The sequence below is a fragment of the Ciceribacter sp. RN22 genome, assembly GCF_024054295.1.
GTDB classification, from domain to species: Bacteria; Pseudomonadota; Alphaproteobacteria; order Rhizobiales; family Rhizobiaceae; genus Allorhizobium; species Allorhizobium lividum.
In genome coordinates this window covers 1,990,589-2,009,423 of sequence record NZ_JAMXLD010000001.1, presented here as the reverse complement: position 1 = coordinate 2,009,423, position 18,835 = coordinate 1,990,589, and the positions used below count along the sequence as shown (strand labels likewise).

Here is an 18,835-nt window from a genome sequence, read left to right as displayed (position 1 = left end):
TGTCAGGGAGAGCCGCAGACGCGGACAGCCACTCCGATGGGACACTCGACGCTGGAAGGATGTCGATCTCCCCCCTTGAGGGGGAGATGCCCGGCAGGGCAGAGGGGGGCGCCGCGCCGACACTGGCCGGCTGGCTTACCGCCTCGCGCATCCCCTTCGCGGACGACGGGTCGGTGACTTTGACCGTAACCGACCAGCCGAAGGACGCAGGGCCGCTGGAGCTCGTCTATCACCCGAAGACGCTCGTTCTCGGGATCGGTTGCGAGCGGCACGCCTCCATCGACGAGGCGATCGCGCTTGCCGAAAAGGCCCTTGCAGACGGTGGACTGGTGCGGGAGAGCCTCGCGACCGTCGCCTCGATCGACGTCAAGGCGGACGAGGCGGCGGTGCATGCCGTGGCCGCGCATTTCGGGGTGCCGGCCAGGTTCTTCGATGCCGCGGCGCTGGAGGCGGAAACGCCCCGGCTCAAGAACCCGTCCGATATCGTCTTCGCCGAGGTCGGTTGCCACGGCGTCGCCGAGGGTGCCGCGCTCGCGGCCGTCGGGCCGGCCGGGGAACTCGTCGTCGAAAAGATCAAGTCGAAGGGCGCGACCGCGGCAATCGCCCGTGCGCCGGGGATCGTCAATCCGAAAGCCGTCGGCCGGGCGCGTGGCAAACTCTTCGTCGTCGGCATCGGTCCCGGAGCCGACCAGTGGCGCTCGCCCGAGGTCTCGGCGATGGTTTCCGCCTCGACCGATCTCGTCGGCTATTCGCTCTATCTCGACCTTCTCGGTCCGCTCGCCGATGGCAAGGCGCGCCACGATTTCGACCTCGGCAAGGAAGAGGCGCGCGTCGTGCGCGCCATGGAGCTTGCCGGCGAGGGCCGGACGGTGGCGCTGGTCTGCTCGGGGGATGCCGGCATCTACGCCATGGCGACGCTGGTCTTCGAACTCTTCGACAAGGGCGGCATCTCGGACGGCGCACGCCGCATCGAAGTGCAGGTTTCTCCCGGCATTTCGGCGCTGCAGGCGGCGGCAGCGCGCATCGGTGCGCCGCTCGGCCACGATTTCTGTACCATTTCGCTTTCCGACCTGCTGACGCCGTGGGAGCATATCCAGCGGCGCGTGAGGGCGGCGGGCGAGGGCGACTTCGTCATCGCCTTCTACAATCCGGTGTCGATGAAGCGGCGCACGCAGCTTGCCTGGGCGCGCGAGAAACTGCTCGAATACCGCCCGGCCTCGACCCCGGTGATCCTCGCCACCAATCTCGGGCGCCCCGGCGAGCACGTCCGCACCGTGCCGCTCGGCGCACTGAACGTTGACGACGTCGACATGCTGACGGTCGTCGTCGTCGGTTCGTCGGAAAGCCGCACGGTCACTACCGGCGACGGCAAGACCTGGGTCTATACGCCGCGCGGCTATTCGGGGAAGGCGGACACGGGGATGACGTCGTGAGCATCCGTATCGCCGCGACTGCCGGTTTCTTGGTACCCCCCTCTGGCCTGTCGGCCATCTCCCCCACAAGGGGGGAGATTGGACTGCGGCAAACGCTGTCCGCCATGGCAAGGTGGGGGGCGAGCGAGGCGTGCCAAATGAGTTCAACGTCAGCGGGGGTGCATGAGGCTTGCCCCGCGCCGTTCTCCCCCCTTGTGGGGGAGATGCCCGGCAGGGCAGAGGGGGCGAAGGCTCCGCAGACATGAGGAAACGAGCATGACCGTCTATTTCATCGGGGCAGGGCCGGGGGCTCCCGACCTCATCACCGTCCGGGGCCTCAGACTGATCGAGCGCTGCCCGGTCTGCCTCTACGCGGGCTCGCTGGTCCCGGAGGAGATCGTCAAGGCGGCTCCGGAGGACGCGATCGTCAAGGATACCGCGCCGATGCATCTCGATGCGATCGTCGCCGAGATGGAGGCGGCGCATGCCCGCGGCGAGGACGTCGCCCGAGTTCATTCCGGCGATCCGTCGATCTACGGCGCCATCGCCGAACAGATGCGACGGCTCGACGCGCTCGGCATCCCCTATGACGTGGTGCCCGGCGTGCCGGCGTTTGCCGCGACCGCCGCCCGTCTCAAGACGGAACTCACGCTGCCCGAGATCGCCCAGACGATCATCATCACCCGCACCGAGATGAAGGCGTCCTCGATGCCGGAGTTCGAGACGCTGGAAATCCTCGGCAAATCGCGGGCGACGCTCGCAATCCACCTGTCGATCCGCAACCTTCCGCATATCCGTGAGGTTCTCACGCCCTACTACGGCGAGGATTGCCCGGTGGTCGTCGCCTACCGCTCGACCTGGCCGGACGAACTGTTCATCCGCACGACGCTGAAGGACATGCAGGCAGCTGTGCGCGAGGCGAAGATCACCCGCACGGCCCTCATCATGGTCGGCAAGGTCTTCGGCTCGGTCGAGTTCCGCGACAGCGATCTCTACAACTCGCAGTTCAGCCACGTGCTGCGGAATGTCGGCAAGAAGAAAAAGCAGGTGGCCGGCTGATCATGGAATACGCGGGGGAGGGTTGGGATTTCGAGGCCGAGCTTTGGGAATACAAGGGCAAGGGTGCCTGGCACTTCGTCACCCTTCCGCCGGAGGTCGGTTTTGCGATCCGCTGCGCGAGCGAAGGCCGCCGCCCCGGCTGGGGCATGGTGGCGGTGACGGCGGAAATCGGCGACGTCGCCTTCCAGACCTCGGTCTTTCCCGACAAGACGTCGGCGAGCTATCTGCTGCCGGTCAAGGCCGCGGTCCGCAAGGCGGCACAGGTGAAGGCCGGCGACACGCTGAAGGTCAGGATCGTTCTCCAGCGGTGAGGACCGCACAAGCGCGCGTCGGTGAACCGTTGCTCTTCCACATGTCGAGGTTATGGTGTGTCGGCGTTTGAGACGGAGACTCCCATGACGGGCGAAACGAACGTAACGGAAGGTAGTTGCCGCTGCGGACAGGTGCGGCTCAAGGCACGTGGGAGACCGGTGCTGACCATGGCTTGTCATTGCACGGGCTGCCAGAAGATGACCGCCAGCGCCTTCTCGCTCAGCGCGCTCTATCCGCAGGATGCGGTGGAAGTCTCGGGGCTCGAACCGGTGATCGGCGGCCTGCACGGCGAGCTTCAGCACTACTGCTGCCCGTACTGCATGAGCTGGCTGTTCACCCGCGCCGAGGTGATGGAGCCTTTCGTCAATCTGCGCGCGACGATGCTGGACGATGCGCACGATTTCCGCCCGTTCATCGAAACCTACACGAGCGAGATGCTGCCCTGGGCGAAGACGCCGGCGAAGCACAGCTTCGAGAAATTTCCGCCGATGGAGGCCTATGCCGGCCTGATTGCGGAATTCGCCGAAGCCGGCGTCTGATCGCTTGGCCTTCACGTCCGAAATGGGATAAGACGGCTGCCTCATCTTTCGACATAGACACACTCCCGGCGGTTTCATGCACAAGGTCATTTTCGATACGGATCCGGGCGTCGATGACGCCATGGCGCTGCTCTTTCTCCACCATCATCCGGATGTCGCCCTGCTCGGGGTCACCACGGTCTTCGGCAATGCCCGGATCGAGACGACGACGCGCAACGCGCTCTTCCTGAAGCGCGAGTGGAGGATCGACGCGCCGGTGGCAAGAGGCGCCGGCGAGACCTTCATCCCGCATCGCATCAGCCACGAACCGCCGACCTTCATCCATGGCGACGACGGTCTCGGCAATATCGGCGTGCCCGATGTCTTCGACGTGCCGCTCGATCCGCGGCCGGCCCATCGGTTCATCGTCGAGACCATCCGCGAGAACCCGGGCGAGGTGACGATCGTCGCCGTCGGACGCATGACCAATCTCGCCAATGCGCTGAAGGAAGATCCGGAAATCGTCGACCTCGTGAAGGAAATCGTCGTCATGGGCGGCGCCTTCGAGGTCAACGGCAATGTGACGCCGGCGGCCGAGGCCAACATCCACGGTGATCCGGAAGCCGCCGACATCGTCTTCACGGCCGAGTGGCCGGTGGTGATCGTCGGGCTCGACGTCACCCTCCAGACCGTCATGACCCGGAAGGCGCTCGCCGACATCCGCGACGCCGCCGGCACGCGCGCGAAACTCCTCTTCGACCTCTCGCAGTTCTACATCAAGTTCTACGAGGGTCGTGTGCCGGACGGCATGGTGGTGCACGACAGCTGCGCCTGCGCCTATGTCGTCGCGCCGGAGCTTTTTCAGACCCGCGCCGGCACGGTCCGCGTCGTCTGCGGCGGCATTGCCGACGGCATGACGATCCAGAAACCGGACGGCCGCACCTTCGGCCCGAGCGACTGGGACGGACTTCCCTCGCAGCGCATCTGCACCGGCATCGATGCGCCGGCTGTGCTGCAACTCATCCACGACACCATCGTGTCGGTGAAGGAAGACTGAGCGCAGGGCACTGCCGTTCACCCCGTCGTTCGCGCGGTTTACGGCCGCTATCGTGCAAATCTGGTTACTTCGCCCTGAAGCCGGAAGGTTTTCGGGGAGGAGCGGAATTTTCGCTTTGGAAATATTCACCCATATGGTTGACTATGTGGGGAGTTTCATATATTCAACCGTATGGGTGAACAAATGGACGAAGACGCTCTGTCGCGAATTCTCAAAGCCGCCGGTGACACCACACGGCGACAGATCTTGACGCTCCTCGTTCAGGAAGGGGCGTTGAGAGTGACCGCGCTCGCCGCCCATTTCGACATGTCGCTGAATTCCGTCTCGAAGCATATCAAGGTGCTGGAGGAGGCGGGACTGGTCACCCGCCGGACGATGGGCCGCGAGCATTTCATCGCGGCCGAGCTCGAACCGCTGAAGCTCACCGAGAGCTGGTTTGCGCAACTGAAGTCCATCTGGGAGTTGCGCCTGACGGCGCTGGAAAATGCACTCGTTTCAGAGGAACACGACCATGAGCGAACTTGAACTGACGGTAAACCGCACGATCGCCGCCTCGCGGGAAAAGGTCTTCAATGCCTGGCTGTCGCCGGCCATACTTTCGAAAGTCATGCGCCCGCCGGGCACCGCCAGCGAGGCGGCGAAGGTGACGAACGATCCGGTCAAGGGCGGCCGCTTCTCGATCGTCATGAAGACGCCGGAGAAGGAAATCCCGCACGCCGGCACCTATCTCGAGATCGATCCTTACTCGCGCCTCTCCTTCACGTGGGAGTCGCCATTCTCGCAGGACGACAGCGTCGTCACGATCGACTTTTCGGAGCCGGAGCCCGGCATGACGGACATCACCCTGAAACAGGTGAAGTTCCGCAGCGAGGAGGCGCGCCTCGGTCACATCCAGGGATGGACCGCGATCCTGGGCGATCTTGCCGAGACGCTCGCCTGATCCGGAGACTGCGTCGGGCGGCGTTCAGGCCGCCCGGCCCACCATGACGACCGGCAGGCCCAGCTTCCTTGCCGCGGCGATCTTTCCGTAGCCGGCTTCACCGCCCGAATTGCGGCAAACGACGTGCGTGATCCGATGGAGCCGGAAGAGGTTCGCTTCCTCCTCGGGATCGGCCGAGGCCTTTCCAAGAAGCAGATCGCAATCGGCAAAACCGAGCGGCTTCTCCGGCGGATCGACCATGCGAACCACGAAATGGCAATCCGGCCGGCCTTCGAAGGCTGCGAGATGCTGGCGCCCGAGGGCGAGAAAGGCGCGGGCACCGGCGGGCAGGGCGGCGGCGGCCTCCTCGAGGCTCTGCACTTCGATCCAGTTGTCGCCGGGCTGCTTCTTCCAGGCGGGGCGCTCCGGTTGCTCCAGCGGTATCCCGGTTGCCGCACAGGCCAGCCGGGCATTCTGTGAGATCCGGTTCGCGAAGGGATGGGTCGCGTCGATCACTTTTGCGATGCCGTTCTCGGCGATGTAGCGGGCGAGACCTTCCGCCCCTCCAAAACCGCCGATCCGGATGTGGCCGGGGAGCGGCGCCGGGTTGCTCGTACGTCCGGCGAGCGAGGTGACGACATCCGCACCGGCAGCGACCAGCCGGCGGGCGATCGCCGCGGCCTCCGCGGTCCCGCCGAGGATCAGGATTTTCTCCCGTCGGTCAACCGGCGCGGCCAAGGATATTGCCTTCCCGGTCGGTAACGATGACGTCGACCTCGACCGGCGCGCCGCGGAGCACGTCGAGAGCCGTCTCGCGGGCATCCGCCGCGACGACGGTTGCGATGTCGATACCCTCGTTCCGCAGGATTTCGAGAACTTCGAGGGCCGTGTTGGATTGTTCGATTTTCTTCCTGACAGAAAGATTCAGGTTTTCCGTGCAAGGCAGTGAAAGAAAATAGCTATTGTCGATCTGGCTGCGGGACGAATGGAGGTCGAGTGCGCCCTGCGCGAGCTTGGCCATCTTGGCGAACCCGCCGGCGATCGTCAGCCGCGGCACCGGGTGGACGCGCAGGTATTTGAGAAGGCCGCCGGCGAAATCTCCCATGTCGAGAAGTGCCCCCTCGGGCAGGCCGTAGAGCTCCTGCGCGGTCCTTTCGGACGTCGAGCCGGTGGCACCGAGCACGTGGGTAATGCCCTCGGCACGCGCGACATCGATGCCGCGATGGATCGAGTGGATCCAGGCGGCGCAGGAGAACGGGTGCACGATGCCGGTCGTCCCCAGCACCGAAAGACCGCCCAGGATGCCGAGGCGCGGGTTCCAGGTCTGTCTGGCGATCTCCTCGCCGCCCGGGATGGAGACGGTGATTTCGATATCGGCGGGCAGGCCGTGTTCGGCGCAGAGTGTTTCCACCTCGCGGGTCATCATCTGCCGCGGGACGGGGTTGATCGCGGGCTCGCCGACGCCGAGGGGCAGGCCGGGTTTGGTGACGGTCCCGACGCCGTCGCCGGCGACAAAGCGAATACCGCTTCCGGGCGGCAACGGACGTACCGTCGCGATTACTGTGGCGCCATGGGTGACATCGGGATCGTCGCCGGCATCCTTGACGATGCCGGCCGTGGCATAGCCTTCTCCGAGACTTTCGAAAGCGAGCGCGAAGGCGGGCTCCTCTCCGCGCGGCAGGCGAATGCTGACGGGGTCCGGGAACTCGCCGGTGATGAGCGCCGTCAGCGCCGCCTTCGTGGCGGCGGTCGCGCAGGCACCGGTCGTCCAGCCGGGGCGCAGCGGTCCTTCGGGCTTCTCCCGGTTTTCGCCGGCGCTTCCCGGGGTCGTCTTCGCCGCTTCGGTCGTCTCGTTCATGGCTCTCTTATAGGCCAGCGTTCCGGCCTTCGAAAGCACGCAGATGGTGTGTCACGTGATTGCAATTTTGGGACTGCGGGCATAGAGCAAGGCCATGACTGAATTTCCGTTTTCCGATCTTCCGGCGATCGAGCCCGGCCATGTCTGGCTGGCCGGCGCCGGCCCCGGTGATCCGGGGCTTCTGACGCTGCTTGCGGCAAAGGCGCTCGGTGAAGCCGACGTGATCGTCCACGACGCGCTGGTCAACGAGGAGTGCCTGAAGCTCGCGCGTCCCGGCGCCGCCCTCGAATATGCCGGCAAGCGCGGGGGAAAGCCCTCCGCCAAGCAGCGCGACATCTCGCTGCGGCTGGTGGAGCTTGCGAAATCGGGCCTGAAGGTCCTGCGTCTCAAGGGTGGCGATCCCTTCGTGTTCGGTCGCGGCGGAGAGGAGGCGCTGACGCTGGTCGCGCACGGCGTTCCGTTCCGCATCGTGCCCGGCATCACGGCCGGGATCGGCGGGCTCGCCTATGCCGGCATTCCGGTCACGCACCGGGAGATCAATCACGCCGTCACCTTCCTTACCGGTCATGATTCCTCCGGCCTCGTTCCGGACCGGATCGACTGGGAGGCGATCGCCAAGGGTTCCCCGGTGATTGTGATGTACATGGCGATGAAGCACATTGGACGCATCTCCGCGCAACTGATCGCCGGCGGTCGTAGCGCGTCGGAACCGGTCGCCTTCGTCTGCGATGCCGCAACGGCCACGCAGAAGGTGCTGGAGACGACGCTCGGCGAGGCTGAGCGGGCAGTGGCAGCCTCCGGTTTCGAGCCACCTGCCATCGTCGTCGTCGGCGAGGTCGTCCGCCTGAGACCGTCGCTCGACTGGCTCGGGGCGCTTTCCGGCCGCACGCTCGTCGGCGATCCCTTTGACGGCGACAACCGGAAGGACACGGCATGAGCGGGTTGATGATCGCCGCGCCGGCAACCGGATCGGGCAAGACGACGGTGACGCTCGGCCTTCTGCGCGCACTGAAGCGGCTCGGCCACCCGGTCGCGCCCGGCAAGGCGGGGCCGGACTATATCGACCCGGCCTTCCATGCGGCGGCGAGTGGCGAGGTTTGTCTCAACTTCGATCCCTGGGCCATGCGGCGCGAGTTGCTGCTCGCCAATGCGGCCCTTCACACCTCCGGCGGCAAGGATCTCGTCGTCGAGGCTATGATGGGGCTCTTCGACGGAGCCGCGGACGGGCGCGGCTCGGCCGCGGATCTCGCCGCGATTCTCGGGCTCTCGGTGCTCCTCGTCGTCGATTGCGCACGCTCCTCCCATTCGACGGCCGCCCTCGTCAGCGGCTTTGCCAATTACCGGATCGACACCCGCATCGTCGGCGTGATCCTCAACCGGGTCAGCGGCGACCGCCACGAGGCGATGCTGCGGGACGCCATGGCCGCCATCCGCATGCCGGTCTTCGGGGTCATCCGCACGAGCAAATCGCTCGAACTGCCGGCACGCCATCTCGGGCTGGTCCAGGCCGGCGAACACGGCGAACTCGAAACCTTCATCGACCGGGCGGCGGACCTCGTCGCCTCGTCCTGCGACGTCAAGGCGCTGATCCGCACCGCGCGGCACATCCCCGATCGCGCGTCCGACGCCAATATCGCCCGGCTGATGCCGTTCGGGCAGAAGATCGCGGTGGCCCGCGACAACGCCTTCGCCTTTTCCTACGAGCACATGCTGATGGGTTGGCGTCGCCGCGGCGCAGAGATTTCCTTCTTCTCGCCGCTCGCCGACGAGGCGCCGGCGGATGACTGCGATGCGGTCTATCTGCCGGGCGGCTATCCGGAACTCTCCGCCGGGCAGATCGCCGCGGCCGGCACCTTCCATGCCGGTATGGCCGCCGCGCGGGATCGCGGCGCGCGCATCTTCGGCGAGTGCGGTGGCTACATGGTTCTCGGCGAGGCCCTGATCGACGAAGCGGGCGAGAGCCACCGGATGCTCGGCTTCCTGCCGCTCGTGACGAGTTTCGCCAGGCGCAAGCGCCAGCTCGGCTATCGTCGTGTGCGGCCGCTTCCCGGGTCCTTTTTCACGACGGAGATGACGGCGCACGAATTCCACTACGCGACGATCATCTCCGAAGGCGAGGGCGACCGGCTCTTTGCCGCCGAGGACGCGCTCGGCACGTCACTCGGCGAGGTCGGCCTCAGGCGCGGTTCGGTTGCCGGCTCCTTCATGCACCTCATCGACATCTGCGAGACGCGATGAGCGGCGAAATTGTGCATGGCGGCGGCATCGGTGCGGCGGCGGCGCTTTACGGTGGCCACGTCGAGGACTGGCTCGACCTGTCGACCGGCCTCAATCCGTGCCCGCCTGCCGTCCCGGACGTCCCGGCCTCGGCCTGGCAGCGCCTCCCGGACCAGCATCTTCTCGACGAGGTGACGATCACGGGGCGTGATTTCTACCGCTCGGGCGAGATTTTGCCGCTTGCCGTGCCGGGAACCCAGGCGGCGATCCAGATACTGCCGCGCCTCGTTCCTGCCAGCGCGCGGGTTGCGATCCTCTCGCCGACCTATGGCGAATACGCCCGGGTCTTCGCGCTCGCTGGCCTTGCCGTCGATGCTATCGCCGGGCCGGACGATGTGCGTGAGGACCATGCCGTCGTGGTCGCCGTCAATCCCAACAACCCGGACGGCCGGTTGATATCGCGCGACGTTCTCAAGCGGCTCGCCGCCGACCTTGCAGGTTGCGGCGGCTATCTCGTTGTCGACGAGGCCTTCGCCGACTGCACGCCGGAGACGAGTGTCGTCGATCTGGTGCCAGCGACCCCGAACCTGATCGTCTTCCGTTCCTTCGGAAAGTTCTTCGGCATGGCCGGTATCCGGCTCGGCTTCGTCATCGCGCGGCCGGAGATCCGGGAGCGCATGGCGACCTGGCTCGGGCCCTGGGCGGTCTCGGGGCCGGCCCTCTCGGTCGCGGCTGCGCTCTTCCGCGGCGATGCGGATGGGATTCGCCGGCGGCTCGCCGAGCGGCGGACGGCGCTGCAGCGCGTTCTCACGGGGGCCGGTCTTCACGTCGCCGGCGGCACGGCGCTCTTTGCGCTCGTCGAGAGCCCGCGCGCGGAGCAACTCCACGCCCATCTCTGCCGGGCGCACATTCTGACCCGCAAGTTCGACTATGCGACGAACTGGCTGCGCATCGGCCTTGCGCCGGACGAAGCGGCGGATGCGCGCCTCGCCGCGGCCCTTTCGACCTGGAGCGTCCGATGAGCGCTACGGTCTTTGTGATTCTCGTCCTCGCATTGTTGCTCGATCGGCTTGTCGGCGATCCCGCGTGGCTGTGGCAGCGCGTCCGCCATCCGGTCGTGGTCTTCGGCGCGGCGATCGATGCGCTCGACAGGCGAATGAACCGCGATTCGCTCGCCGGCGACGTTCGTCGCCGCAACGGTGTGGTGGCGATCGTGCTGCTTCTGGCCGGAGCGGCGCTCGCCGGTTGCCTGCTGCACGGTCTCTTTGCCGCGTTCGGCCTTGTCGGTTTCCTGCTGGAGGTTGCAGTCGTCGCGGTCCTGCTGGCGCAGAAGAGCCTGAAGGACCATGTCGCGGCCGTCGCAGACGGCCTGCGTCGCGACGGGTTGGCCGGCGGGCGCCGCGCCGTTTCGATGATCGTCGGGCGAGACCCGGAGACGCTCGACGAGGCGGGCGTTGTCCGTGCTGCAATCGAAAGCCTTGCCGAAAACTTCGCCGACGGCACGGTCGCGCCAGCCTTCTGGTACGCGGTCGCCGGATTGCCGGGCATCTTCGCCTACAAGATGCTGAACACGGCCGATTCGATGATCGGTCACAAGAGCCCGAAATATCGCGATTTCGGCTGGGCCTCGGCCCGCCTCGACGACCTCGCCAACTGGCCGGCGGCGCGGCTCTCGAGCCTGTTGATCGCCGCCGGCGCGGCGATACGCCAGGGAGGCGCCGCCGCCCGTCGTTCGCTCTCCGTCGCCTTTCGCGACAGCGGCCTCCATCGTTCGCCCAATTCCGGCTGGCCGGAAGCGGCGATGGCCGGAGCACTCGACATCCGGCTCGCCGGTCCGCGTATCTATGGCGGCCAGGTGGTCAGCGAACCGATGATCAACGGCGCCGGCCGCGCCGAGGCTGAGGCGGGTGACATCGGCGCGGCCGTCGGAATCTTCGACGCCGCCTGCTCGTCGCTCGCCGTGCTCGTGCTCGGCCTGACGGTGATCGCAATCCTGCTCTGATGGTGGTTCCGGCCGCGTTGGTGTTTGTTTACCCCTTTTGCGCTAGTGTTGGCGGGTATACATCGCCTAACAGGGGGTATTGGAGGAATGCGCCGTCTTGCCGCTCTGCTGGTCGTTTTCGTCTTCGCGGTGGTCGTACCTGCCGCCGCGATCGCGGATACAGTCGTCGCCCAGATCAGCCTCTCGGCGCAGACGATGCGGGTCTCGGTGAACGGCGAGCCGCAATATACGTGGAAGGTCTCCACCGCTCGCCGCGGTTACCGGACGCCGACCGGGATATTCACTGCCCGCTGGGCCTCGCGCTATCACCGGTCGCGCAAATACGACAATGCGCCGATGCCCTACGCGATCTTCTTCAAGGGGGGCTACGCGATCCACGGCACTTACGAGGTGAGAAGCCTCGGGCGGCCGGTGTCGCATGGTTGCGTGCGGCTCCACCCCGACAATGCGGCGATCTTCTTCCGCCTCGCGACCAGCAACGGGCTCGCCAATACGAAGATCATCATCGCGCGCTGAGATTGAAACGCTGAACCACACCCAGGTCTCTGGGCGAGCGTCACGCGGTCCTCAAGACTGGTTTGCCGATAGAATCAGTCGTTGCCGGCGACGCAGCGCAGCCGTTCGAGGCTCGGCACCGTGACGTGGCGGTTGTTCTCGATGACGATGATGCCTTCCTTGCGCAGCTTCGTCATCTGCCGGCTTACGGTCTCGATGGTGAGGCCGAGGAAGTCGGCGATATCGGCGCGCGAGAGCGGCAGGTCGAAGGTGCGGGGGCTCGCATTCTCCGGATCGATGTGAGTCGCGATCAGGTGCAGGAAGCTTGCGACCTTTTCCTGCGCCGTCTTGCGGCCGAGGGTCAACATCCAGTCGCGCGCCTCGTCGAGTTCCTTCAGCGACTGCTCGTAGAGCATGCGCTCGAAATCCGGCGTCTCGCTGACGATCCGGTCGATGAGCGCCCGCGGGAAAACGCAGATCTCGGTGTCCGTCGCCGCTTCCGCGGTGACGGTGCTCTCTTCCTGATGCGGCCGGCCGAGGAAGTCCGGCGCAAACTGTAGGCCGACGATCTGCTGGCGGCCGTCTGCCATCATCTTCGAGAGCTTCACGACACCGTTCAGGATGTTGCTGTAGGTGGAGACCGACTCGCCCTGGCCGATGACCTCGTTGCCGGCTTCCACCTTGCGGCGGGAGGAGTGCTTGTTGAGTTCCACCAGCTGCGGAACGCTGAGGCTCGCGCAGACACCACCATGACGTGCTTCGCAGGTCTTGCAGACCGCAGGGCCTTCACACTCCAGGACGTTTCTCTTGAGGGCATCCATAATGTCGATCGGTCTCATCTGTCCGCCCATCCCTACGCCTGTTCGCGCTTACCAGGAACGCCCTGTTTCGACCGCGAAAGGTGCCGTGCACCCTCCGGTTTTCTTATGCCGTAATTTTAACAGCAAATTGATCGAAGTCAAAGGCTGCGGGCCCGTCTCCTGTTAATAATTAAGCAATTGCTTATCCTGACAATTGCGGTGAAGTTCATGCAAGAAGGCCTTCTGGGCAAGTATTCCGGCGCGGTGCCACGTTACACGAGTTATCCGACCGCGCCACATTTTCACGAGGGCGTCGGCTGCGACAAATATGCGCAATGGTTGCAGAATCTCGGAAAAGGGCAAGATATCTCGCTCTATATCCATATTCCTTATTGCGATCGGCTGTGCTGGTTCTGCGCCTGCCATACGAAACATACTCTGAAATACGATCCGATTATCGCCTATCTCGAGGCTCTCCACAGCGAAATCGCCCACGTCGGGGGATTCGTCGACCGGAATGCGAAGGTGAGCGCTGTGCATTTCGGTGGCGGCTCGCCGACCATGCTGAGGCCAGAGGACATGATCGCCCTGATGGCGGCGCTGCGCGCGCACTTCTCTTTCCGCGACGACGCCGAGATCAGCGTCGAAATGGACCCGAACGATCTCGATGACGCGCGCTACGACGCGTTGGCGGCGATCGGCATGACGCGGGCGAGCCTCGGCGTTCAGGACTTCAACCCGGACGTGCAGAAGGCGATCAACCGTATCCAGACTTTCGAACACACAAAAGGTGTCGTCGAGGCGGTCAGGGCGCGAGGCGTGCACTCGGTCAACTGCGACATCCTCTACGGTTTGCCGTATCAGACGCTCGAGACGCTGGAAGCCACCGTCCGCGACATCCTCTCGCTGGCGCCCGATCGCATCGCGCTCTTCGGATATGCCCATGTACCGTGGATGAAGAAGCACCAGACGATGATTCCGGAAGAGGCGCTTCCCGGTGTCGAGATGCGCTTCCGACAGATGAACCGTGCTGCCGAGATGCTGGTTGAGGCCGGCTACGAGGCGATCGGCATCGACCATTTTGCCAGGTCCGGCGACAAGCTGGCGATCGCGAGCCGCGAGGGGCGGCTCCACCGCAATTTCCAGGGCTATACCGACGATGCGGCGGATGCGCTGATCGGCCTCGGGGCGTCTTCGATCGGGCAATTGCCGGAAGGCTATGTCCAGAACATGCCAGCGACCGGCGAGTACCAGAAGATGGCGCTGGGGCAGGGGCTGACGGCCGTGCGCGGCATCGAGCTGACAGACGACGACCGGATGCGCGCCAAGGTCATCGAGGACCTGATGTGCCGCTTCGCCTTCTCGTTTGCCGACATCCGGAATCGATTCCCGAAGATCGCCGAGGCAGTGATCGCCGAAGCCCGACAGTATGTCGCAAGCAACCCGGACGGTATCTGCGAGATCGTCGCCGACCAGTTCCGCATCACCGAGACCGGCAAGCCGTTCACCCGCAGCATTGCGGCCGTCTTCGACAGCTACCTGTCGACAGGGAAGGGCCGCCATTCGATTGCTGTTTGAGCAACACTGCAACGGCAAATTTTCCTGCCGGCGCAAGAGGGCATTGGCTTTTCGCCGAGTTTTCCCTATGTGGAACTCGGATTTAGGACATATGAGGTAATTGGCGTGAGCGCTACATTCGACAAAGTTGCTGACATCATCGCTGAAACCAGCGAGATCGACCGCGAAACCATTACGCCTGAAAGCCACACGATCGACGATCTCGGCATCGACAGCCTGGACTTCCTCGACATCGTCTTTGCGATCGACAAGGAATTCGGCATCAAGATCCCGCTCGAACAGTGGACGCAGGAAGTCAACGAGGGCAAGGTTTCCACCGAGGAATACTTCGTTCTCAAGAATCTCTGCGCGAAGATCGACGAATTGCGCGCCGCCAAGGGCTGATCGGTCCGGCGGACGAAACGCAATGCTGCTCGAATACTTCCAGATGATCGACAGGGTGGAGGCCGTGAGCCTCCGCGACGGCACGCTCCGGGCCCGCTCGGTCGTGCCGGAGAAAAGCCCTGTCTTCGAGGGTCATTTCCCCGGCATGCCGCTCGTTCCGGGCGTGCTGCTGATCGAGACGATGGCACAGGCCTCGGGTTTTCTCGTGCTGGCGGCGAGCGGTTTTTCGTCGATGCCGTTCCTGATGTCGGTCGACGGCGCGAAAATGCGCAGTTTCGTCGAGCCCGGCGCCGTGCTCGACATCGAGGCACACCTCGAACACGATGGTTCGGGTTTCGCCGTCACCAAGGCGAAGATCGCATCGGGCGGCAAGAAGATCTGCGACGCCCAGCTGAAGCTCCGCACCATGCCTTTCAGCGAGGCGCCGCTGGCGGAAATCGTCCGCAACCGTGCGGTCGAGGTCGGGCTGATGGCGGCCATCGAAGCGGAGGGCGGCGCCTGAGCGGCAGGCCGCCTTTGCGGATTTTCCGACAAGTCCCGCCGGTCGCGAAAGCTATTGCCAGCGCCGCTGCGCAAGGCGTAGGGATGCGCCGGATGGAACGCCGGCCGAAGGATTGCCGGCTGAAGGATAGAGAATGAGCAAGAAGCCGAACGACGTGGTGATCACCGGTATTGGCATCGTCACCTGCCATGGAACCGGCAAGGAGCCGCATATCGCCCTGCTGTCCGCCGCGACGGCGCCCGAGCCGGTGGTCGAGACGGAGAAGTTCAAGCCGTATCCGGTCCACCACCTGCCGGAGATCGACTGGTCGACGCAGATCGCCAAGCGCGGCGACCAGCGCCAGATGGAAAACTGGCAGCGGCTCGGCGTCTATGCCGCGGGTCTCGCCCTCGACGATGCCGGGCTGAAGGACAATGCCGAACTCTGCGGCACGATGGACCTGATCGTCGCGGCCGGCGGCGGCGAGCGCGATGTCAATGTCGACACGCTGATCGTCAACGAGGCCCTGCGCCGCAACGATCGCGACAGGTTGCTGGTCGAGAAGCTGACGACCGAGCTTCGCCCGACGTTGTTCCTGGCGCAGCTTTCCAACCTGATGGCCGGCAATATCTCCATCGTGCATAAGGTCACCGGTTCTTCCCGCACCTTCATGGGCGAGGAATCGGCCGGCATTTCCGCAATCGAGACGGCGTTCGCGCGCCTGCGCTGCGGCCAGTCGACCCACACGCTCGTCGGCGGCGCCTTCATCGCCGAACGTCCGGACATCCTGCTGCTCGTCGAAGGCATCCGCGCACATGCGACCGGTGAATGGCGGCCCCTGTGGTCGCGCTCCGAGGATGCCGGCGGTGGCATGATGCTCGGATCGGTCGGCGCTTTCCTCGTGCTCGAAAGCCGGGAACACGCCGAGGCGCGGGGCGCCCATGTCTATGCGGTTCTGGACGCGGTCGAGGGTGATCGCGGCAGCCGCGAGAGCGGTCGCTTCGAGGGCCGGATCGAACGCCTGCTCTCCGATGTCGCGGACGCACCTTCCGATACGGTGGTCTTTTCCGGTTCGAGTGGCCTGCACGATCTGGCACGCCGCGAGAAGGCTGTGCTCGATCGCCGCTTTCCGGCAGCACCGGTGCGCGGCTATGGCGGCAGCACCGGGCACGGCATGGAAGCACAATTCCCGCTCGGGCTGGCGCTTGCCGCCCTTGCACTCGACAGCCACGCGAAGGTGCCGCCCTTCGATCCCGGCCACGAAGCGGCGATGGCCGCACCCGCCCGCCATGCCGTCGTGACGACGGTGGGCTATGTCCACGGCGAAGGCGTCGCCCTCGTTTCGGCCGACGCGTGAGAAGGAAGGGATCCATGACCGACAACCGCTTCAAGGATCATCTCGGGCGCCCGATCGTCGTCGTGACCGGGATGGGCGTGATCACCTCGCTCGGCCAGGGGCTCGCCGACAACTGGAACGCGCTGACTGCCGGCAAGTCCGGTATCCATGCAATCAAGCGCTTCCCGACCGAGGGCATGCCGACGCGCATCGGCGGCACCGTCGATTTCATCGATATCCCCGCGGCCAACGCCGTCGAGCGTTCCTATGCGCTCGCCCGCGAAACCACGATCGAGGCACTGGGCCAGGCCGGCCTCTCTGGCGACTTCAACGGCCCGCTGTTCCTCGCAGCCCCGCCCGTCGAACCGGAATGGTCCGACCGCTTCGCGCTTGCCGAGCGGGCGCCGCCGCCGGATCATGACGGCGACGTTTATGAGCGCTTCCTCGCCGCGATGCGGGCGAAGCCCGATCCGGTCTTCCTCGAAGCGGTGCAGTTCGGCTCGATCTCGGAACGGCTCGCCGACCGCTTCGGCACGCGCGGATTGCCGGTCACGCTCTCGACCGCATGCGCGTCGGGCGCGACCGCCATCCAGCTCGGCGTCGAGGCGATCCGCCAGGGCCGCACGGAGCGCGCGCTGACGGTTGCGACCGACGGCTCGATCAGCGTCGAGGCGGTGATCCGCTTCTCGCTGCTCTCTGCGCTCTCGACCCAGAACGATGCGCCGGAGAAGGCATCCAAACCCTTCAGCAAGGATCGCGACGGCTTCGTGATCGCCGAGGGCGCGGCAACGCTCGTCCTCGAATCGATGGAATCGGCCGTCGCCCGCGGCGCGAAGATCCTCGGCGTCATGAAGGGATGCGGGGAGAAGGCCGACCATTTCCACCGCACGCGCTCCTCGCCGGACGGCGGCCCGGCGATCGCGACGATGCGCGCGGCGCTTGCCGATGCGGGGATCGGCGAGGCGGACATCGACTATGTCAACGCCCACGGCACCTCGACGCCGGAAAACGACAAGATGGAATACGGCGCGATGCTCGCGGTCTTCGGCGATCGGCTGAAGCAGATTCCGGTGTCGTCGAACAAGTCGATGATCGGGCACACGCTGACGGCGGCGGGCGCGGTCGAAGCGGTCTTTTCGTTCCAGACCATGCTGACCGGCACGATTCCGCCGACCATCAACTACGTCAATCCCGATCCGGCGATGGAGCTCGACGTGGTTCCGAACGTCAAACGTACGGCGGATGTATCGGCCGTGCTGTCGAATTCGTTCGGTTTCGGCGGGCAGAACGCCAGCCTTGTCATGACGCGTGAACCGGCTTAATCGGAACGCCACGAAAAAGAGTGTATCGGAACGCCGAAAGGCGAAGGACGGGATTCATGCGCGCATTGCAGCTGGTCGATGACCGCAAGCTCGAAATTGTCGATCTGCCGGAACCGGAAGCGCCGGGGCCGGGCGAGGTGACGCTCCGGGTCAAGGCCGTCGCGCTCAACCACATCGACGTCTGGGGCTGGCGCGGCATGGCCTTTGCCAAGCGCAAGATGCCGCTGACCATCGGTGCGGAGGCTTCGGGCGTCGTCGAGGCGATCGGGCCCGGCGTCGGCAACATCCTGCCCGGGCAGCTCGCTGCCGTCTACGGCGCGCGCACCTGCGGCCTCTGCAAGCCCTGCCGCGAGGGTCGCGACAATCTCTGCGAACATGTGGGCGGCGTACACGGCTTCCACCTCGACGGCTTCGCCCAGGAAAAGATCAACCTGCCGGCGCGTTTGCTCGTTCCGGCCCCGCCCGGTGTCGATGCTGTCGGCGCGGCGCTTGCTCCGGTGACCTTCGGGACCGTCGAGCACATGCTGTTCGACAACGCCAAGCTCGAACCCGGCGAAACGATCCTCGTCCATGCCGGCGGCTCGGGCATCGGCACGGCGGCGATCCAGCTCGCCAAGAAGATGGGCTGCACCGTCATCACCACGGTCGGTTCGGATGACAAGATCGAGCCGGCGAAGGCGCTCGGCGCCGACCACGTCATCAACTACCGTACCGACCGCTTCGAAGGCGTCGTCCGCAAGATCACCAAGAAGAAGGGCGTCGACGTCGTCTTCGAACATGTCGGCAAAGACACCTGGGCCGGCTCCATGCTGTGCCTCAAGCGCGGCGGAAGGCTCGTGACCTGCGGCTCGACCTCCGGTGTCTCGACTGACATGAACCTGATGATGCTGTTCCAGCAGCAACTGAAGCTGCTCGGCTCCTTTGGTTGCCGGATGGAAAACATGGCGAACGCGATGCAGAAGATGGCACGCGGCATCGTTCATCCCGTCATCGACACCGAAGTACGCCTCGAGGACATCGACATGGCGCTGAGTCGCATGGAGACCCGGCAGGTGTTCGGCAAGATCATCCTCAGGATGGACTGA

The 18,835-nt window shown here is 65.3% G+C and carries 21 protein-coding genes; 18 read left to right on the top strand and 3 right to left on the bottom strand.

All coding sequences use genetic code 11. The features are described 5' to 3' along the window. The 7 genes from cobJ to NHF53_RS09935 all read left to right on the top strand — a co-directional run. Nucleotides 1-1,433: precorrin-3B C(17)-methyltransferase (cobJ, locus tag NHF53_RS09965; protein ID WP_252834049.1), on the top strand; the 1,433-nt coding region annotated here is incomplete at its 5' end. Between the two features lie 255 nt (nt 1,434-1,688). Continuing rightward, nucleotides 1,689-2,471, top strand: coding sequence for a precorrin-4 C(11)-methyltransferase (gene cobM / locus NHF53_RS09960; RefSeq protein ID WP_252834048.1), 783 nt, complete (start codon nt 1,689-1,691; stop codon nt 2,469-2,471). A gap of 2 nt (nt 2,472-2,473) precedes the next feature. Further along, nucleotides 2,474-2,782, top strand: a complete 309-nt coding sequence (locus NHF53_RS09955) for a DUF1905 domain-containing protein (protein ID WP_252834047.1) — start codon at nt 2,474-2,476, stop codon at nt 2,780-2,782. Between the two features lie 84 nt (nt 2,783-2,866). After that, nucleotides 2,867-3,322 carry a GFA family protein gene (locus tag NHF53_RS09950; RefSeq protein WP_252834046.1) on the top strand — a complete coding sequence of 152 codons (456 nt, stop codon included), beginning with the start codon at nt 2,867-2,869 and terminating at the stop codon, nt 3,320-3,322. Nucleotides 3,323-3,398: 76 nt separating this feature from the next. After that, complete coding sequence (locus NHF53_RS09945) at nt 3,399-4,358, top strand: nucleoside hydrolase (RefSeq protein WP_252834045.1); 960 nt, start codon at nt 3,399-3,401, stop codon at nt 4,356-4,358. 183 nt (nt 4,359-4,541) lie between these two features. Then, a complete protein-coding gene (locus NHF53_RS09940; protein ID WP_148159906.1) occupies nt 4,542-4,883 on the top strand; it encodes a metalloregulator ArsR/SmtB family transcription factor in 342 nt (113 codons plus the stop codon). Continuing rightward, nucleotides 4,870-5,298, top strand: a complete 429-nt coding sequence (locus NHF53_RS09935) for an SRPBCC domain-containing protein (RefSeq protein WP_252834044.1) — start codon at nt 4,870-4,872, stop codon at nt 5,296-5,298. The genes NHF53_RS09940 and NHF53_RS09935 overlap by 14 nt, the downstream gene beginning before the upstream one ends. A gap of 24 nt (nt 5,299-5,322) precedes the next feature. Here the strand turns inward: NHF53_RS09935 and NHF53_RS09930 are convergent, their stop codons facing one another. Then, nucleotides 5,323-6,015: a cobalt-precorrin-6A reductase gene (locus NHF53_RS09930; RefSeq protein ID WP_252834043.1), complete on the bottom strand. Its 693-nt coding sequence runs from the start codon at nt 6,013-6,015 to the stop codon at nt 5,323-5,325. Then, the gene (locus NHF53_RS09925) at nt 5,999-7,135 is read right to left on the bottom strand and encodes a cobalt-precorrin-5B (C(1))-methyltransferase (protein ID WP_252834042.1); all 1,137 of its coding nucleotides are present in this window, start codon (nt 7,133-7,135) and stop codon (nt 5,999-6,001) included. Before NHF53_RS09925 ends, NHF53_RS09930 begins: the two co-directional genes overlap by 17 nt. Before the next feature lie 94 nt (nt 7,136-7,229). On the opposite strand from NHF53_RS09925, the gene cobA reads away from it, so the two are divergent. The 5 genes from cobA to NHF53_RS09900 all read left to right on the top strand — a co-directional run bounded on the left by cobA (nt 7,230) and on the right by NHF53_RS09900 (nt 11,870). Beyond that, nucleotides 7,230-8,072: a uroporphyrinogen-III C-methyltransferase gene (cobA, locus tag NHF53_RS09920; protein ID WP_252834041.1), complete on the top strand. Its 843-nt coding sequence runs from the start codon at nt 7,230-7,232 to the stop codon at nt 8,070-8,072. Beyond that, complete coding sequence (locus NHF53_RS09915; protein ID WP_252834040.1) at nt 8,069-9,373, top strand: cobyrinate a,c-diamide synthase; 1,305 nt, start codon at nt 8,069-8,071, stop codon at nt 9,371-9,373. Before cobA ends, NHF53_RS09915 begins: the two co-directional genes overlap by 4 nt. Then, on the top strand, nt 9,370-10,374 hold the full coding sequence (gene cobD / locus NHF53_RS09910; RefSeq protein WP_252834039.1) for a threonine-phosphate decarboxylase CobD: 1,005 nt from the start codon (nt 9,370-9,372) through the stop codon (nt 10,372-10,374). The genes NHF53_RS09915 and cobD overlap by 4 nt, the downstream gene beginning before the upstream one ends. Then, nucleotides 10,371-11,354, top strand: a complete 984-nt coding sequence (gene cbiB, locus NHF53_RS09905) for an adenosylcobinamide-phosphate synthase CbiB (RefSeq protein WP_252834038.1) — start codon at nt 10,371-10,373, stop codon at nt 11,352-11,354. Before cobD ends, cbiB begins: the two co-directional genes overlap by 4 nt. Nucleotides 11,355-11,441: 87 nt before the next feature. Next, the gene (locus tag NHF53_RS09900; RefSeq protein ID WP_252834037.1) at nt 11,442-11,870 is read left to right on the top strand and encodes a L,D-transpeptidase; all 429 of its coding nucleotides are present in this window, start codon (nt 11,442-11,444) and stop codon (nt 11,868-11,870) included. Between the two features lie 74 nt (nt 11,871-11,944). On the opposite strand, the gene NHF53_RS09895 is transcribed toward NHF53_RS09900, so the two are convergent. After that, the gene (locus tag NHF53_RS09895; RefSeq protein WP_114361845.1) at nt 11,945-12,670 is read right to left on the bottom strand and encodes a Crp/Fnr family transcriptional regulator; all 726 of its coding nucleotides are present in this window, start codon (nt 12,668-12,670) and stop codon (nt 11,945-11,947) included. A gap of 207 nt (nt 12,671-12,877) precedes the next feature. Between NHF53_RS09895 and hemN the strand changes: the two genes are divergently transcribed. From hemN to NHF53_RS09865, 6 genes are all read left to right on the top strand, one after another. Next, nucleotides 12,878-14,227, top strand: a complete 1,350-nt coding sequence (gene hemN, locus NHF53_RS09890; protein ID WP_252834036.1) for an oxygen-independent coproporphyrinogen III oxidase — start codon at nt 12,878-12,880, stop codon at nt 14,225-14,227. Between the two features lie 105 nt (nt 14,228-14,332). Continuing rightward, entirely contained in the window at nt 14,333-14,611 is a 279-nt protein-coding gene (locus NHF53_RS09885) for an acyl carrier protein (RefSeq protein WP_112831921.1), read from the top strand. 22 nt (nt 14,612-14,633) lie between these two features. Further along, nucleotides 14,634-15,113: a 3-hydroxyacyl-ACP dehydratase FabZ family protein gene (locus NHF53_RS09880; protein ID WP_252834035.1), complete on the top strand. Its 480-nt coding sequence runs from the start codon at nt 14,634-14,636 to the stop codon at nt 15,111-15,113. A gap of 133 nt (nt 15,114-15,246) precedes the next feature. Then, entirely contained in the window at nt 15,247-16,449 is a 1,203-nt protein-coding gene (locus tag NHF53_RS09875; RefSeq protein WP_252834034.1) for a beta-ketoacyl-ACP synthase, read from the top strand. Between the two features lie 14 nt (nt 16,450-16,463). After that, nucleotides 16,464-17,750: a beta-ketoacyl-ACP synthase gene (locus NHF53_RS09870; protein WP_252834033.1), complete on the top strand. Its 1,287-nt coding sequence runs from the start codon at nt 16,464-16,466 to the stop codon at nt 17,748-17,750. Nucleotides 17,751-17,806: 56 nt separating this feature from the next. Next, nucleotides 17,807-18,835 carry a zinc-binding dehydrogenase gene (locus tag NHF53_RS09865; RefSeq protein WP_114361688.1) on the top strand — a complete coding sequence of 343 codons (1,029 nt, stop codon included), beginning with the start codon at nt 17,807-17,809 and terminating at the stop codon, nt 18,833-18,835.